Consider the following 15,356-nt stretch of genomic DNA (forward strand, 5'->3'; position numbering starts at 1 on the left):
GGGGCGCTACGATAACCTCGGCAACGACAACGACAACGACAACGACAACGACAACGACAACGACAACGATCGTATTAGATGTTTAACCTCCGTGACGGGGGTGGGCAGCATAAATTCCGATCCCCAAGCCCGGCAGCCAGCGGCGCAGGCCCGGCGTGGTGATGACGGTACTGAAGATGGCCATCAGGACCAGCATGGTGAAGACCTGCTGGGAAATGACGCCCAAGTCATAGCCGACGTTGATCACGATGAGTTCCATCAGGGCGCGGGTGTTCATCATGATGCCGAGCACCTTGCCCTCCTGGTGCGAGAGCCCGGCCCAGCGCGCCGCGAGATAGCTGCCGCCGAACTTGCCAAGGGTCGCCAGGGCGATCAGCAACAGACACCAACCCCAAGCGGCAGTGGAATTAAGGCTCCCGATATTGGTACGCAGACCGGTGTAGGTGAAGAAGATGGGCAGAAAGAAGACCATGACGAAGTGGCCGATGCGTTCCTTCCAGGCCGCGATCAGCTCATGCTCGTCATAGAGTATCACCCCCATCATGAAACCGCCGAAGATGGCGAAGATGCCGATCTGATAGGTGGTGATGGCGGAGATGAAGATGCCGGCCAGCAGGATACCGAGAAGATTGTGGGTGAGCTTGCCGCGCCCGGCCTTCTCGCCCGTCGGCGCCGGTCCGGCCTGGCTGATGCGGATGAGACGCTTCATCAGGGGGCGCACGCCGAACCACCAGGTCAAGAAATATCCCGCGACCAGCGCTACCTTGAGGCCGAAGTCAAGCGCGTTGAACTGGGCCAGCGAGAGCGCGGTGACCAGGGCGAGCAGCAGCCAGCCGACCACGTCGTTGATCGCGGCGGCGCTGATGGCGATGACGCCGATGGGCTGATGGGTGATCTTGAACTCGATCATCATGCGCCCGAGGATGGGCAGCGCCGTGATGGAGAAGGCGGTGGCAATGAAGAGCGCCGAGGCGACGGGGTCGACACCGGGTGACAGCATGGGCGCCGTGGCGTAACCGAAGCCGAAGCCCAGGGCAAATGGCGCTGCCATCCCGGCGGCGGCAACATAGGTGACGGCGCGGCGGTGCTGGCGGTCCAGCAGGTGCGCGAAATCGAACTCCAGGCCAATCTGAAACATCAGCAGGATCAGGCCGATCTGCGACAACATTTGCATCGGCGCGGGCGGGGCCGAGCGAAAGACATAGGCGAAGAGGGCGGGCGCCAGCGCGCCGAACAGGGACGGCCCGAGCAGGATGCCGACGATGATCTCCCCCACCGCGGGTGACTGCCCGAGGCGCTGCGCTACCCCTCCCCCCAGGCGGGCGGCCAGAATAATCACCGTCAATTGCAGCAGGGTGAAGAACAGCAGGGTCTCAGTCTGATGGACGGTCACGGCCGCCGCGGACGCCGTCATATCATGCCTCCGTTATGGGAAAGGCGCACCGGCGTCGTGAGCGGGCCGGTGGCCGTCTGCGATTGCACTGACCTGGTTCCCGACCCCGGCGCCTTCGCCCAAGCGGGCGATGAGCATGACGTTGGCGAACGGCAGCAGACCGTTCATGGGGACGGTCTCGACCCGAAAGCCCAGGGCCTCCAGCGCCTGGATCCAATCCGGCAGGCGGCGGGGATACAAACGCCGCCAGCCCAGGCCGTGGAACAGGGCGACCGCGCGATCGATCCAGTTGCTCAACTGGAACCGCAGACCGCCGCCGGCGTCTCCCACGCGCGTCAGGAAGAGGCCATTGGGCGGCAGGGCGGCCCGCACCCGGCGCAGAAGTTCGTCCTGCGACGGCCCATCGACGTAATGCGCAGCGTCCATGATGACCACGACATCCGCCTGGCCAAGATCCATCTGCCGCATGTCACCCGCTTCAAAGCGCGCCCACCCGCCGCAGGCCCGTCGCGCGCGCTGCACATCGATCGTCAGGAGATCGATGCCGCGCAGATCGGCGACCCGCGGGGGGGCCGGCCACTGCGCCGACCAATCGCCGGCATCATAGAGTTGCCGGGCGGCCAGCAGCCAGGCCGCCAGCAGGCCCTGACCACAACCCAAGTCGAGGATGCGGGCCGCGTCCGGGAAGATCCCGCGTTCCAGCATACCAACGAACACCGGGTCGCGACCGAGCTTGCCGCGGGCGAAATGGTAGGCAAACCTGCCTGCTGCCCGGTAAGGTTCGCTGGCCTGGTCGATGAGGCGTTTGCGCAGGGCCGCGGGGCTGACGATCATAGCGGGGGCCGCTCCAGGGCCGAATGCAGGGTAATGGTGGTGAGGCCGGCGGCGGCCGCCAGTTCCAGAACACGGGGCAGCGCAACCAGGATCACCGGCGCGCCCCCCGCGGTGCGGGCCGCGTTGCCGTCGTGCAGCAGCAGGATGTCGCCGGCGGCCAGACCACTGGTCAAGCGACGAACCACGTCGTCACTGTCCCGGCTGCGGGTGTCATAGCCGCGACGGGTCCAACTGGCCAGATAGAGGCCGTGGCGGGCCAGGATGGGTTCCAGAAAGGGGCTGCGCAGGCCGGCCGTGGGCCGAAAGAAAGATGGCCGCTGGCCGGTTACGGCGGCCAGGCTGTCCTGACCAGCCGCGACTTCGCGGGCCATACGGCGCGGCCCGAGGAGGGCGAAGTGACGATAGTGATGCTGGCCGTGGTTTTCCACGGCATGACCCCGCCGCACGATTTCCCGGCACAGTTCGGGATAGCGCGCGGCCTTGGCGCCGATGCAAAAAAAGCTGGCGCGGGCGTTGAATTGGTCGAGCAGGTCGAGCACCGCCGGTGTCACCTCCGGGTCGGGGCCGTCATCAATGGTAATCGCGATCTGCCCCGCCGCCGTCGGCAGTCGCACCCAGTTGGGGCCGAGACCACGACTGCGCGGCCAGAGGCCGACCGCGGTCAGAACCAGGTGGTTGGCGGCCACCGCACCCAGACCCCAGGGCCACCAGCCCGGCTGGATCGCAAGCGACCCCAAGGCCCCGAGGTGCAACGCCAAGCTCGCCTGCAAGAGCGGCGTGGGGCGCCATTGGCGGCGCGCGTGGGCCGGCGGAGGGACCCTCATGCGCGTCGCGTCAGGATGGCGGAAAAGACCAGGGCCAGCACCGCGCCCGGCCCGACGGTGCAGCCGACCGCGTTGAGCACCGGCACGCTGGAGAAGGCCAAAATGCCGAAACCGGCCACGGTGGTGCCGACCGCGAGTACGAGTGAGGCCAGGACCCGCGGCGCCATGCCCCCCGCGACCGCCCCCTGGTCGAAGAACAGGGCGTAGTTGGAGCCGACGGCCACTACCAGCAGCATGCCCACCAGGTGCAGGATGGTGAGTTGCTGACCGGCCAGGACCAGCCCGGCGATGGTCACGGCCACGGCGGCGACCAGCGGGGCGGCGATGCGCAACACGCGAGCCGACGAGCGGGTGGCAACCAACAGCAGGCCGAAGATCGCGGCCAGACCCGCCAGCGACAGCACGATGGCCTCGCGCAAATAGCCCTCGTAGAGGTCGTCACCCGCACCTTTCAGATCAATGAAATAGACCCCTTCCAGTCCGGGCTGCGCCAGGGCCTGGTGCAAGTCCCGCGCGTCCAGGCGCTGCCCGGCCGCCACGCGCAGCGGCAGCAAGGCGCTCCAGCGCCCCTCCGACTGCATCAGCAGCGCATCCACCCCCTCGGCCAGGGAGGTTCCCTGGAGGTCTTCCGGGCGCACGCTCGCCTGGCCGCGGGCCTTCGCCACGTCCGCGAAGAACGGCTCAAAGCGCTCCGGCCGCAGCGGCAGTTCGGCAATGGCCGCGCTGAAGCGTTGGCGCAGTTCGGCGTCGGGCGGCAGGCTGGCCTGGCGCCGACGTTGGACCGCCTGACTGGGCAGATAGGCGGCGGGGCTCTCGAAGCCCGCGATCAGGCCCGCGGCTTGCAGCCGGTGCAGTACGCTCGCCACTGCCTCACTGGTGGCGAGCGCCGCCTCGCGCTCGGCCGCGGTCACGACCACCAGATAGCGCACGTCGGGGGCGCCCAGGTCGGTGCGCATGGCGACGTCGAGTGCCTGGTCGGCGCCGGACACCGGGTTCAGGGCGGCCAGTTCCCGGTTCCACAGGTCCTGATGCCTCACCAGCAGCACGAGGCAGGCGGCCGCGAAGAGGACCAGGACGGGTCCCCGTAAGCGGCCGGCCCACGCAACCCAGACCTGCAGCCGACGGCCGGAGGCGCTGACATCGCGCACGCGCAGGCCGCGCGGCAGGAGGCTCGGCAGGACGAAACGGGTCACCAGGGCGGCGGTGGCGAGGCCGGTGATCGCAAACAGGCCCAGTTGGGAGAGACCGGGGAAGCTGGAAAAGAGCAGCGAGGCAAAGCCGATGATGGAGGTCAACACGCCGATCCGAATGGTCGGCCAGAAGGCCGCATTCCAGTCGCTCTGGGTGTTCCTGATAGTGCCGTGCGTGCGTTCGGATTGAATGAGGAGGTAGGTGGAGTAGTCCACCGCCTCGCCGATGAGGGCAGTGCCGAAGCCGAGCGTGAGGCCATGCACCATGCCGAACCCGAGGCTGACCACCGCGACGGCGGCCAGCGCGCCTGACAGCACCGGTAACAAGCCCAACAGCAATGCCACCGGCGACCGGTAGACCAGGAGCAGCAGCCCGATGATGATCAGACTGCCGAGCCCGGAGAGGGTTAAGACGTCGCGTCTGATGGTGGTGCGAGCCGTCACGGAGAAGGGGCCGGGACCGGTCAGCGCCGCCGTCATCCCCGGCTCGGACACCGCCGCAAAGGCGGCCCGGATGGCCGTGACGGCCTTGAACTGTCCATCCGTGTCCGCCCCGTCGGCACGGGTGCGGGCCAGGAGCAGGGCGCGCCGGCCGTCGCGGGACGACCAGGCGCCAGCGAGTGTTTGCGGCCGCTGGCCGCTGCCCATGGCGTCCAGCAACCGGGTGAATTCTCCGGTGGGGTCGCGCGGCAGCAAGGCCTTACTGAAAAGCCCGTCCGCCGCGGCCAGCGACTCGATGTTCTCCGCGATGCCTTGGCGCAGGCCCGCCACGGTGAACCGATCGGCATCCATTGCCGGGCTCAACAGATAGCGGTTCTCCAGCAGGACCTGGGCGTCCCGCTCAAGGCCCAGGGGCTCGCCGTTGGCAATGTGCAGAAACTGCGCATCGGTGCGCAGGCGTGCGGCCAGTTCGCGTGAAACGCGCGCGCGCGCGGCCTGGTCGCCGCCCTTGATGCCGATCAGGATCAGGCGCGAGGCGATGCCGGAGCGAATCTGGTCGATGAGGAGTTGCTGTTCCAGGGTGGGGGTGCGCGGCAAAAAGGCGGACAGGTCGGCCGTGAAGTGAGTGCGCAGCACCACCCAGAGACACGCCAGCAGCACGACCAGCCAGAGGCCGATCACGACGCCGCCGCGTCGACTCATGGCGAAACCTTCTTACGGATGCTCATTACCGAACGATCGCCGTCCGTCAGTTGAATCTCGACCGTGCGTACCTCCTCCCGCGTCCCTTCCATGCGGATGCGGGCGACCACGCGCGTCATGCGGCCATCCAGCGGTGTCAGCACCAGCGTCCAGCGCTCACGGCTGCCTTCAAGGTCGAGCTGATAGACCCGCTCCAGTTCCTTGCGGTCGCCGGCCAGCGTGGCGCGAATGCCCAGAATCATGCCTGCCACCTCGGGGTAATCCTTGAGTTGAAACACGGTTCTCTGGGCCCGTCGCTCGATGGTCAGGGTATCGCCGTCCAGCACCATAGTTTCGACCCTGGGTGTGAGCGTGCGTTTCTCCAGGCGGGCCGGGGGGACGAACAGCAGTTCGCCGGACGACTCCACCGGCAGGTCCAGTATGGAGATGTACTTGTGCTCGGTGAAGGAGGCCGTTCCATGCGTGGTGTCAGCCAATGCGGCCATGAGTTCGCCGACCGTGAATTGGGCGGCCCGCGCTGCTGGATTGAACCCGAGCAACAAGAGACTGATGCCGCACAACAAGCCGCGTACGCGGTGGCGCCCCAGGCGCGGCGAGGGCCAAGTCATGACGCGCGCCACGGCCACGTTGCCGCGTTCCGGCCATTGCATCCATTCGGCCCGGCGCGCGCGATCTGGGGAATGAACGGACGCGTCGGGACCGACCTTGGGGGTGTTGCGGAAGGCGAGGATGCTGTCCATGATGCCGTGTTGCTCCAGATCGGGCAGGCACCGCCGCCGTACCAGATGCTCTACGATGAACATAAGTGCGATCAGGGGCAGTGAGAGAAAATTGGCGAAGACCGACCAGACAGCGATGCTGCTAAATAGAAACAGCAGCGTGGAGATCAGGCTGATGCCCAGAAACAACAGCGTCCAAGCCAGCGTGACCCGGCGCGTGTAGCGGGCCACCTCCGGACTCAGACTGCCGCGCACCGCTTGCGCAAAACGGGTGCACAGGGGCGCCCGCCCACGCCTCAGGGTGAGGCCAAACGCAGCGCCGAGCAGGACATAGATGCCGGCGTGCTGGATGAAATAGACCCAGCCGAAATGCCGCTCCAGCGTATCCCGGTAAAGCCACAGCAGGCACCCGGCCGCGGCGCACAGCACCAGCATGGCGAACGGGCGGGGCGACCGCCACGCCAGCCACGCGGCGATGGCCAGCACCGGTGCCAGCGAGACGGTCAGACCTAAGGCCGGGAAGCTGTTGGCGGTCGACGTCGCCGTGCTGTAATGCGCCAGTACCGGATAAGCAATCACCCCGGCGGCGATGGCGCTGCGGCGTACCACACCGACCGGGGTAAGGCTCATTGGGTCCGGGCCAACAGCGTCAGCCCGCGCGCTGCCGCGGATTAGCGGTAGCCCGGTTCATTCGCATTGTGGATGATCCAGATCAAATGCCCGGCGGAGAAATCACCGATAGACCCGCCGGCGAAGATCAGTCGTCCCTGGCCCTTGTAGACCAATTCATAGCGATGCTTGTCGCCGCCGAAATAGAAGGGGATGAACGCCTTACCCGTGATGTAGGCCCCCTGATCCGTCGGCTGTCCGATCAGGTCGGTCACCTGCTTCATCGGCATGCCGATCTGCAGCTTGGTGAACTTGCTGTTCGCCGCCGGGATGCCCGAGATCTCGCCCTCCCAGTCACCGATACCCTTGACCGCCCGCCCGGTCCCGGCCTCGACCTTGCTGGAATCGACCACCTGGCCGCTGCTGGTGGTTCCCGCCGCCGGTGTTGCAGCGTCCTGTCTGGCGGAATTAGATGCGCACCCGGCTAGGGCAACGGCGAGGAGTACCGCGGACGAGACGGCGAAGAGGTTGATTTTATTTGACACTTTTTCCTCGATTGATGACTGGCTGAGACCCGGCGCGCGCGGGGCCGGGCGTTCCGTACCAAGACTGCCATTTGTAGTGTACTCGATAATTTCCGCGGCCTAAACTCCCGCGAGCGCGCCCGGCGCCGTCCCGGGCGCCCCGTGCGGCGTGTAATCAATGTTCGCGCAACTCGCCACTGGAGTTGCGGCCCGCCCGGTCCTACGACAGCAGCCATGGTCCAAGCGCGCCACGACGGTTTTCATTTTGCCGCCCGCCTGTTAAAGTGTTTGACTTGGCGTAGCCACAGCCCCGTGACGAGCGTTGCGTTCGCTCCTGAGGCTAGGGAACCGCAGGGCGGCAGGCAGCGTTGAATGCGGCGTGCCGCTATCATCGCCGCATGGCCCGCGCCCGGCGGGGTGCCTGCCCACGCAAGACGACGACGGACTGCGGCAGCATTCGCGGCAGGCCACTTTCCCTCTGGTGCTGACATGAGAATCACGCTCGTTCACCCGGCCGGATTCAATTTCGTCCCCGGGCAGCCGGACTTTTCGCTGCTGGCCAATCGCATGGCGCCGCTGGGCATCCTGCAATTGGCGGCGTGGCTGGAGCAGCATGGGCATCCGTGCGCTGTACACGATTGTCTCGGCCCCGGCGCGCCCGCGTCGCTCGCCGCCACGGCCGCGGTGGTATTGGCGACGAATCCGGACCTGGTGGGCTTTTCGGTCACGACCTCCGGCTTTATGGATGCCGTCGAGATCGCGGCGCAGATCAAGGCGAGTCGGCCTGCGGTCCGGATCGTATTCGGCAATGTGCACGTTTCCGCGATTGGTTCGGCGCTGCTGCGACACTTCCCGGAAATCGACTACCTGTGCCTCGGCGAAGGCGAGGGTACGATGCTCGACCTGGCCGAGAACCGGGACCCCCGGGAAATCGCCAATCTCTGCTGGCGCCGGGGCGAGGACATCGTTTCCAACCCACGCCGCCAACGCATCCTCGACCTCGACGACCTGCCTTTCCCCGCCTACGAAAAGCTCGCCGGCTTCCCCCGCGGCTACCACCTGCCGCTGTTTTCCTATGTCAAGCGCTATGGCGCGACCATGGTCACGTCTCGCGGCTGCCCTTACACCTGCTCGTTCTGTGACCGCACGGTGTTCGAGCGCCTGTACAAGACGAACTCCGCCGCTTACGTCTATGAGCACATGAAGTACCTGCGCGACCGTTTCGGCGTCCGCCACATCAATTTCTACGATGATCTTTTCACCGCTCAGCGGCAGCGCGTCACGCAGTTGTGCGAAAGGCTGATCGCGCACCCGCTGCACATGGATTTCAACTGTGCCGTGCGCACCGGCCACACCTCCGACGAACTGTTGCGCCTGCTCAAGCGCGCCGGCGGGCTGATGGTGTCCATGGGTATCGAGTCGGCCGATCCCGGCATGATGCAGCGGCACAAGGCCGGCGTCAGCTTGGACGACGTTCGTAAGACGGTCGAGCAGATTCATGCCGCCGGGCTGCGAGCGAAGGGGCTCTTCATCTTCGGTCTGCCCGGCGAGACCCCGGAAACGATCGCCGCCACCAGCGATTTCATACACTCGCTCGAGCTCGACGAAATGAATATGAGCAAGTTCAGTCCCATGTACGGCGCGCCGATCTGGGACGAGTGTGTCACCGGCGAGTCGGGCGAGTTCAACGAGGACTGGCGGCTGATGAACTGTCTCAACTTCGTCTACCTGCCGAAGGGCTTCACGTCGCGGGCGGAGATGGACGCCCTGTATAACACGCAGGTCCGTCGTTTCTACGACAGCCAAGGCTACCGCCGACGCTTCGCGCGACGCCTATGGCAACATCGCTGGAGCCTGTGGCATGTGCTGAAGAATCTGCCTAAGACAGTTCAGGCGGCACGCTATTTCAGCAGCAGTCAGGCCGACCTGGAGCGGAGTGGGCAGGGCTTTGCACCCCATCCGCGTCAGCCGCGCGGGCTGACGCCCAACCTGAGTCCCGAGCTCGCGGTGGATGGGATCGCCGCGCTAGCGCCGAGCAGGGTATCACGCCGGGTGAAGCCCGATGCAGCGGCCACCATGGGGACGGTAAGTAACGAGTCAGTAACAAGCTGAACACATTCGTTGTCGTTGTCGTTGTCGTAATCGTAATCGGAGAAGCGATGCACTTTGGAGTCCGAGGACATTCCGGGCGCGACGATAACGTCGATTTCGACAACGACAACGACAACGAAACTATAAAGCGACAACTATCGTTATTCGGAAATGGGCATGGTTCAAAAACGCGTCTTACTCCTTCGCTATTCGCAAACAGGTCAAACGCGCGCCGTCTCCGAGCGCATCATTGCGCCGCTGCGACAGGCTGGAATCCTGGTTGACTGTATTGACCTCGCGCCCCGCCAAGCCTATCCTTTCCCCTGGCCCTTTTTACGGTTTCTGGAGATCTTTCCGGAAGCTGTTCAGGGTGTGGGGCCGATCCTCGATCCAATCGAATTGCCCGGCGCCGCCGACCATGCCTTGGTGATTTTGGCCTATCCCGTATGGTACCTGGCCCCGGCCCTGCCGATTGCGAGCTTCTTGAACAGCCCCGAGGCGCACGCCTTACTTATCGGCAAGCCGGTCATCACGGTGGTCACTGCACGCAATATGTGGGTGATGGCGCAACAGTCAGTCGCCCGAAAACTCAGCGGCCTGGGGGCGCACTTGCTGGACCATATCGCGTTGGTGGACCCCGCGCCCCCACTGGCGACCTTTATCACCACGCTGCGCTGGGTGCTGTCGGGCAAGCGGCAGCAGCAGCCGTTGGGCTTGCCCGACGCGGGCCTGGCCGCGGCGCAGATCGCGCAATGCCGACGCTTCGGTTTGGCCTTGGTGCCGGCCCTGGCCGCCGATCACGAGCAGCGCGGCACGGCCTTGCTGCGCGGTTTGGAGGCGTGCCATGTCGATCCGGCCCTGGCGTGGAGCGAGAGAATCGGCTTTCGGAGTTTTTACCTCTGGTCATTGCTGCTGCGCAGGATCGGGCCTCAAGGCAGTTCGGCAAGACGCTTGGGGGTACTGGTCTATCTGTGTATCCTGATCATCCTGATCTGCACCCTGGTGCCCATCACCCTAGCGCTGCGAAAATTGGTCTTTGCCGTGAGTCCCGCCCGTGCCCGGGCCAGGCAGGCGGCCCTGGAGTTGCCCTCAGGCAATGGTTCGGAGCGTATGCCCGAGTTTGCCCCATGAGCCGGGCGGTCTACATCACGGCCAGCGCCGCGTTCTTACCCAATGCGCCGGTCGACAATACCCAAATCGAATCGGTATTGGGGCAAGTGGGGCCGCGGCCCTCGCGCGCCAAGCGTATCGTGCTCAAGAGCAACGGCATCAGGCTGCGCCACTATGCGCTGGATGTCACGTCCAGAGTCGCCACCCACAGCAATGCCGAGATGACCGCCGAAGCCGTCCGGGCCCTGTTTGCCCCGGGCGCGGTGCAAACGACCGCCCTGGTCTGCGGCACCTCGACCCCCGACCAAACCATGCCCAATCACGCGGTGATGGTGCATGGTGAACTCGGCGTCCCGATCCGCGAAGTGGTGGCCACCAGCGGCATTTGCCTGTCGGGATTTAGCGCCCTGAAATTCGCCTATTTGGGCGTGACGGCAGGGGACTACGCCAGCGCCGTCGCCACCGGCTCGGACCTGCCGTCGGCGCTATTGCGTGCGGAGTGCTTTACGTCCGAATGCGCAGCCCAGGTGCGCCAATTGCAGGAGCACCGGGAACTTGCCTTCGAGAAGGATTTCCTGCGCTGGATGCTCTCCGACGGCGCCGGTGCCTTGCTATTGGAGCCGCGGGCGCGGCCGCCGTCCCTGGCGCTGCGGATCGATTGGATCGATTTGTTCTCTGCCGCCGATGTGCTGCCGACCTGCATGTATGCGGGCGCGCAGGAATGCCAGGGGCAGATCGTGGGCTGGATGCAACTGGACGCCGAAGCGCGGACGGCCGCCCCGGTGATGGCGATCAAGCAAGATGTGCGTCTGCTCAATGACAATGTGGTGCGCGCCTGTTTCGAGAACCCGTTGCGCGACCTGATGGCACGGCGTAACCTGATCCAGGGTCCGATCGATTGGTTTCTGCCGCACATGTCGTCCATGTACTTTGCCCCGGCCTTGGCGGCCGTGGTCAAGACCTTGGCACTGCCGATTGCCGACACGGCCTGGTTCACCAATCTGTGCCGTTGCGGCAACACCGGTGCGGCGTCGATCTACATTATGCTCGACGAGTTGCTGCACAGCGGGCGCCTGAGAGCGGGGCAAACCATCCTGTGCATGGTGCCGGAGAGTGGGCGTTTCAGCAGCGGCTTCATGCATTTGACGGTTTGCCAAGGTTAGGCCCGGCGAATGAGATACAAATCTTGAAGTCATTTTTTCGGTGACGAGTCAAGATCAGGCTGACCATAGTCGTTGTCGTTGTCGTTGTCGTTGTCGTAATCGTACTCGGAGAAGCGATGCCCTTTGGGATGCGAGAAAATCCGGGGCGTTACGATAACATCGATTACGACAACGACAACGACAACGAAAATGCCGCTATCGGCAATCCCTAATGTAAATGTAATTGGCTACCGTCATGCGCACGACCGATTTGGAAACCCACGACAGTACGCTCCTCTCCGGGCAACGGCGAGTGGTATATGCGCTCGACGACGCCGGGCAATACCAGGGGGTGCATTCGGCCGGGTGGGAACCCGAAGAGCAAGCCGGCCTGGACGAGGTGGACTGGTTCGATCACCTGCGCACCGAGTGCCGGGCGCGCATCGCGCAAGGCCTGGACTCCCCCTTGCGCTACCATATGTACCGGTTGCGGCTGGATGAGTCCTTGTTGGCCGAGGCGGTCGGCCTGTGGTCTTGGCGGGTCAAGCGGCATCTCGGACCCAAGGGTTTTGCCGCCTTGAGCCCGGCCTTGCGTGAGCGCTATGCACGGGTACTGGGCATGTCGGCGCAGGACCTGGATCGCTGTGATTGACTTTCAGCACCGCCAGGGCTCCCACTGCGAAAGCACGGCCGCCGCCAGTCTGTTGGCGCATCATGGCTGGCCCTTGTCCGAGGCCATGTGCTTCGGCTTGGCCTCGGGCTTGAGCTTTTCCTACCTGCCGTTTGTGAAGATCTACGGCATGCCCTTGGTGGCCTACCGGGCGCTGCCCGGGCGCATCATCGCGCGCCTGCGGCGGCGCCTGAAACTGCCGTTGCGAATGCAGCAATTCACCGACAGTGCGGCCGGGCAGGTCAGGCTCGATGCGCTGCTGGCCCAGGGTCAGCCCGTCGGTTTGCAGGCCTGTATCTATTGGCTGCCCTACATTCCGGAGAATCTGCGCTTTCACTTCAATGCCCATAACCTGATCATTTATGGGCAGCAGGGCGACAGTTACGCAGTGAGTGATTCGGTGCTGGAAGGAACTCACCGTATCGCGCGCGATGATCTGCAGCGCGCGCGCTTTGTGCGCGGCAAGCTGGCGCCGAAAGGGCGCTTGTTTTATTTCTCAGAAGACGTGGCCGCCCAGGATATACGCGGCCAGATCGGCCCCGCGATAAGACAAGTGGCCAGGGAAATGCTGCAGCCGGCTCTGCCGTGGATCGGGGTCAAAGGCATTCGCTTCTTAGGGAAGCAACTGGGGCAACTCGACGCGGGCATCCCGACCCGGGAGACGACCCGCTTGCTGCTGCACATTGTGCGCATGCAAGAGGTGATCGGCACGGGCGGTGCGGGGTTTCGCTTCTTGTACGCGGCGTTCTTGCAGGAATCGGCGCAGTTCCTGCAGAGTGAGCCGCTGGCACATAAGGCCATCGAGTTGACGGCAATTGGTGATGCCTGGCGCCAATTTGCCGTGGAGTTGGCGCGGATGGCCAAGGGTCGCGCGCCCTTGTCGCCGCGGCTCCTGCAAGCCGCGGCCGATGGGCTGGCGGCCCGGGAGACGGAGTTCTTCAGGTCGCTGTCAGCGCTGCGCACGCAGTTGCCAGGCGGCTAGACACAACAGGACGATGCCAAAGGCGGACAGCCGGGCGGCGTCACCGAGCCACTGCGACCACTGTTGTTCGCCCAGGAAGATGCGGGCCAGCCCGTCATTGGCCCAGCCCAGCGGTGACAGTGCAGTCATGGTTTGCAGGGATAACGGCATGACCGCCTTGGGCACCATGATGCCGCCGATGGCCGCCAGCATCACATTCAGCGCGCCGCCGACTAAATTGGCCTGCTCGACACTGTGGGCCCAGGCCGACAGGGCCAACGCCAAGCCCAAGGCCGCCAGGCTGGTGGCAGCCGTCATCAGCCCCAGGGCGAGCCAGTCAAAGTGCAGGGACAGGGCCTGCAGGCCCAATTGCGGGATCAGGAACACCCCGACCAGCAGCATGACCAGCACCTGCACGGCATTCACACCGCCAAAACACAGCGCCTTGGCCAAGATCACCGAGCCGTTGCCAACCCCCATGGTCTGCAAGCGGCTCAAGGTGCCGAGTCGGCGTTCCTGGACGAAGACCGCCGAGAGCGGCAGCACGATGAAAAAAATGCCAAAGGCGAGCCACGCCGGCAGCACCCGCTGCACGGAACCAAAGCGCGTGTGACCCTTGACCTCGTAGAGGCTCTTGATCTCGATCTGGGGTCTTATCAGCGTCGGATCGAGCATGCTCGACGGCATCAGGGCGCGCGCCAGCGGATCGGCATCGGCGAGCAACAGGCCGGGCAACTGCCGTCCCCAACTCTGTTCAATCCGGCTGCGCAGGGCGTTCACCACCGGCACCGGCGTCATGTCGTCAACCAGAAGGTCGACGCGCAACGGCGCGATGTCTTGCGCGTCCGTCGTCGCGGGGCTGCTCAGGATAATCCCGATACTGATATCCTTGGTTTGCAGCGCGGTCAGCAACGCGGCCTGATCGGTGAAGACACGCCCGCTCAACTCGGCCTGCAGGCGTTTGGCCAACTGGCGGTGACCAAGGGCGGCGGGTGCCTGGTTGATGATTCCGATGGCGGGCAGTTGCGGCTGATGGTCGTAGGACATGGCCTCTTGCATGACCAGGCTCATGATCAGGATAAAGAGGGCAGGCATGATGAAGAGGGCCGCAAGGCCATGTCGGTCGTGCCGCAGGCAGCGCCAGTCTTTGATCAGCAATGACCAAACTACCCGCGGCTTGACGATGCGGCCCCGGAGCGATGGCGACCGGTCGATAGCGGCCGACTCATTCATGCGGCGACCTCAGCGGCCGGGACCGAGTCCAGGTACCGTTTGGTGTGACGGATATAAAAGTCTTCCAGGCTCGTGTAGTCATGCAACAGGGTGTGCATCGCCAGGTCCGCGAGCACCAGTCCATTTTGCAATAGCACCACCTGGGTACAGAGTTGCGAGACCTCTTCCAATTGGTGTGAGGCGAAGACCACTGTTACCCCCTGGGCCGCGAGCGCGCCGATTTGTTGCAAAATCGCCTGGCGCGACACCGGGTCGATGCCGACCGTGGGCTCATCGAGCAGCACCAATTCAGGCTGGTTCAAGAGGCCGATCGCCAGGTTCAAGCGTCGGCGCACCCCGCCGGAACACGCCTGGACTCGGCGCCGCAAGTGCGTGGCGTCGAGCTGACAAAAGGCCGCCGCCTGCGCGATCCGCGCCCGGCACTCGTGCCGGGGCAGGTCCAATATCCCCGCAAAGCAACTCAGGTTCTCCGCGCACGTCAGGCTCGGGTAGAAGGCATACTCTTGCGGGACCAGACTCACGCGCGTGGAGCGGGGCCGGATCAAGCGCCCGCGGGTGGGCCGCAATTGCCCACAGATCAGACCCATCACGGTTGATTTCCCCGCCCCGTTGGGCCCCAGCAAACCCTGCACCGCACCCTTGGGAATGGTGAAGCTGACCGCATCCAAGGCGCAACCGGGCGCCTTTGGGTACCGGTAACTGACACGCTCAAAGGTCAACATGGCATTTCGAGATCGGCGGTAAGAAGGGATAAGTAACGAGTCAAGAACAAGTTATAGTTAAACGCATAAATCCCTATATTCGATCCACGGTGTAAATTCATCAATCCAGCTTTTGGCATAGCTCATGGCTTTGCTTTCCTCGCTCCATGCATCAGAAATGATGAACTTAAGATGTTCTACTGAACAGATAA

The 15,356-nt window shown here is 64.6% G+C and carries 14 protein-coding genes; 6 read left to right on the forward strand and 8 right to left on the reverse strand.

The window, feature by feature from the left end:
- Positions 1-82: 82 nt before the first annotated feature.
- The 6 genes from QZY48_RS13445 to QZY48_RS13470 are packed head-to-tail and all read right to left on the reverse strand — an operon-like array spanning position 83 to position 7,257.
- Complete coding sequence (locus QZY48_RS13445) at positions 83-1,414, reverse strand: cation:proton antiporter (RefSeq protein WP_295431399.1); 1,332 nt, start codon at positions 1,412-1,414, stop codon at positions 83-85.
- 12 nt (positions 1,415-1,426) lie between these two features.
- Positions 1,427-2,227, reverse strand: a complete 801-nt coding sequence (locus QZY48_RS13450) for a trans-aconitate 2-methyltransferase (protein ID WP_295431401.1) — start codon at positions 2,225-2,227, stop codon at positions 1,427-1,429.
- The gene (locus QZY48_RS13455) at positions 2,224-3,051 is read right to left on the reverse strand and encodes a polysaccharide deacetylase family protein (RefSeq protein ID WP_295431404.1); all 828 of its coding nucleotides are present in this window, start codon (positions 3,049-3,051) and stop codon (positions 2,224-2,226) included. Before QZY48_RS13455 ends, QZY48_RS13450 begins: the two co-directional genes overlap by 4 nt.
- Positions 3,048-5,384 carry an MMPL family transporter gene (locus QZY48_RS13460; protein ID WP_295431408.1) on the reverse strand — a complete coding sequence of 779 codons (2,337 nt, stop codon included), beginning with the start codon at positions 5,382-5,384 and terminating at the stop codon, positions 3,048-3,050. Before QZY48_RS13460 ends, QZY48_RS13455 begins: the two co-directional genes overlap by 4 nt.
- Positions 5,381-6,733, reverse strand: a complete 1,353-nt coding sequence (locus QZY48_RS13465) for a LolA-related protein (RefSeq protein ID WP_295431412.1) — start codon at positions 6,731-6,733, stop codon at positions 5,381-5,383. The genes QZY48_RS13460 and QZY48_RS13465 overlap by 4 nt, the downstream gene beginning before the upstream one ends.
- Before the next feature lie 41 nt (positions 6,734-6,774).
- Positions 6,775-7,257, reverse strand: a complete 483-nt coding sequence (locus tag QZY48_RS13470; protein ID WP_295431414.1) for a hypothetical protein — start codon at positions 7,255-7,257, stop codon at positions 6,775-6,777.
- 468 nt (positions 7,258-7,725) lie between these two features.
- Here QZY48_RS13470 and QZY48_RS13475 point away from each other — a divergent pair, with 468 nt between their 5' ends.
- The 6 genes from QZY48_RS13475 (at position 7,726) to QZY48_RS13500 (ending at position 13,231) form a co-directional block, all read left to right on the forward strand.
- Positions 7,726-9,348: a radical SAM protein gene (locus QZY48_RS13475; RefSeq protein WP_295431417.1), complete on the forward strand. Its 1,623-nt coding sequence runs from the start codon at positions 7,726-7,728 to the stop codon at positions 9,346-9,348.
- Positions 9,349-9,395: 47 nt separating this feature from the next.
- A complete protein-coding gene (locus tag QZY48_RS13480; protein WP_295431419.1) occupies positions 9,396-9,611 on the forward strand; it encodes a hypothetical protein in 216 nt (71 codons plus the stop codon).
- Between the two features lie 88 nt (positions 9,612-9,699).
- A complete protein-coding gene (locus QZY48_RS13485; RefSeq protein ID WP_295431421.1) occupies positions 9,700-10,458 on the forward strand; it encodes a dialkylrecorsinol condensing enzyme in 759 nt (252 codons plus the stop codon).
- On the forward strand, positions 10,455-11,600 hold the full coding sequence (locus QZY48_RS13490; RefSeq protein WP_295431424.1) for a beta-ketoacyl-ACP synthase III: 1,146 nt from the start codon (positions 10,455-10,457) through the stop codon (positions 11,598-11,600). The genes QZY48_RS13485 and QZY48_RS13490 overlap by 4 nt, the downstream gene beginning before the upstream one ends.
- Before the next feature lie 235 nt (positions 11,601-11,835).
- A complete protein-coding gene (locus QZY48_RS13495; protein WP_295431426.1) occupies positions 11,836-12,231 on the forward strand; it encodes a hypothetical protein in 396 nt (131 codons plus the stop codon).
- Entirely contained in the window at positions 12,224-13,231 is a 1,008-nt protein-coding gene (locus tag QZY48_RS13500) for a BtrH N-terminal domain-containing protein (protein WP_295431428.1), read from the forward strand. Before QZY48_RS13495 ends, QZY48_RS13500 begins: the two co-directional genes overlap by 8 nt.
- On the opposite strand, the gene QZY48_RS13505 is transcribed toward QZY48_RS13500, so the two are convergent.
- Together QZY48_RS13505 and QZY48_RS13510 are read right to left on the reverse strand one after the other, a co-directional pair.
- The gene (locus QZY48_RS13505; protein ID WP_295431431.1) at positions 13,199-14,443 is read right to left on the reverse strand and encodes an ABC transporter permease; all 1,245 of its coding nucleotides are present in this window, start codon (positions 14,441-14,443) and stop codon (positions 13,199-13,201) included. The genes QZY48_RS13500 and QZY48_RS13505 overlap by 33 nt on opposite strands.
- Positions 14,440-15,165, reverse strand: coding sequence for an ABC transporter ATP-binding protein (locus tag QZY48_RS13510; protein WP_295431433.1), 726 nt, complete (start codon positions 15,163-15,165; stop codon positions 14,440-14,442). The genes QZY48_RS13505 and QZY48_RS13510 overlap by 4 nt, the downstream gene beginning before the upstream one ends.
- Positions 15,166-15,356: the final 191 nt, after the last annotated feature.

This window comes from uncultured Thiodictyon sp., assembly GCF_903828115.1.
Classification (GTDB): Bacteria; Pseudomonadota; Gammaproteobacteria; order Chromatiales; family Chromatiaceae; genus Thiodictyon.

Bases quoted from the DNA above. Each gene is read 5' to 3' on its own strand.
- QZY48_RS13475 (WP_295431417.1), top strand. From the start codon at position 7,726: ATGAGAATCACGCTCGTTCACCCGGCCGGATTCAATTTCGTCCCCGGG.
- QZY48_RS13455 (WP_295431404.1), bottom strand. From the start codon at position 3,051: ATGAGGGTCCCTCCGCCGGCCCACGCGCGCCGCCAATGGCGCCCCACG.
- QZY48_RS13490 (WP_295431424.1), top strand. From the start codon at position 10,455: ATGAGCCGGGCGGTCTACATCACGGCCAGCGCCGCGTTCTTACCCAAT.
- QZY48_RS13495 (WP_295431426.1), top strand. From the start codon at position 11,836: ATGCGCACGACCGATTTGGAAACCCACGACAGTACGCTCCTCTCCGGG.
- QZY48_RS13510 (WP_295431433.1), bottom strand. From the start codon at position 15,165: ATGTTGACCTTTGAGCGTGTCAGTTACCGGTACCCAAAGGCGCCCGGT.
- QZY48_RS13445 (WP_295431399.1), bottom strand. From the start codon at position 1,414: ATGACGGCGTCCGCGGCGGCCGTGACCGTCCATCAGACTGAGACCCTG.
- QZY48_RS13460 (WP_295431408.1), bottom strand. From the start codon at position 5,384: ATGAGTCGACGCGGCGGCGTCGTGATCGGCCTCTGGCTGGTCGTGCTG.
- QZY48_RS13505 (WP_295431431.1), bottom strand. From the start codon at position 14,443: ATGAATGAGTCGGCCGCTATCGACCGGTCGCCATCGCTCCGGGGCCGC.
- QZY48_RS13450 (WP_295431401.1), bottom strand. From the start codon at position 2,227: ATGATCGTCAGCCCCGCGGCCCTGCGCAAACGCCTCATCGACCAGGCC.
- QZY48_RS13480 (WP_295431419.1), top strand. From the start codon at position 9,396: ATGCACTTTGGAGTCCGAGGACATTCCGGGCGCGACGATAACGTCGAT.
- QZY48_RS13465 (WP_295431412.1), bottom strand. From the start codon at position 6,733: ATGAGCCTTACCCCGGTCGGTGTGGTACGCCGCAGCGCCATCGCCGCC.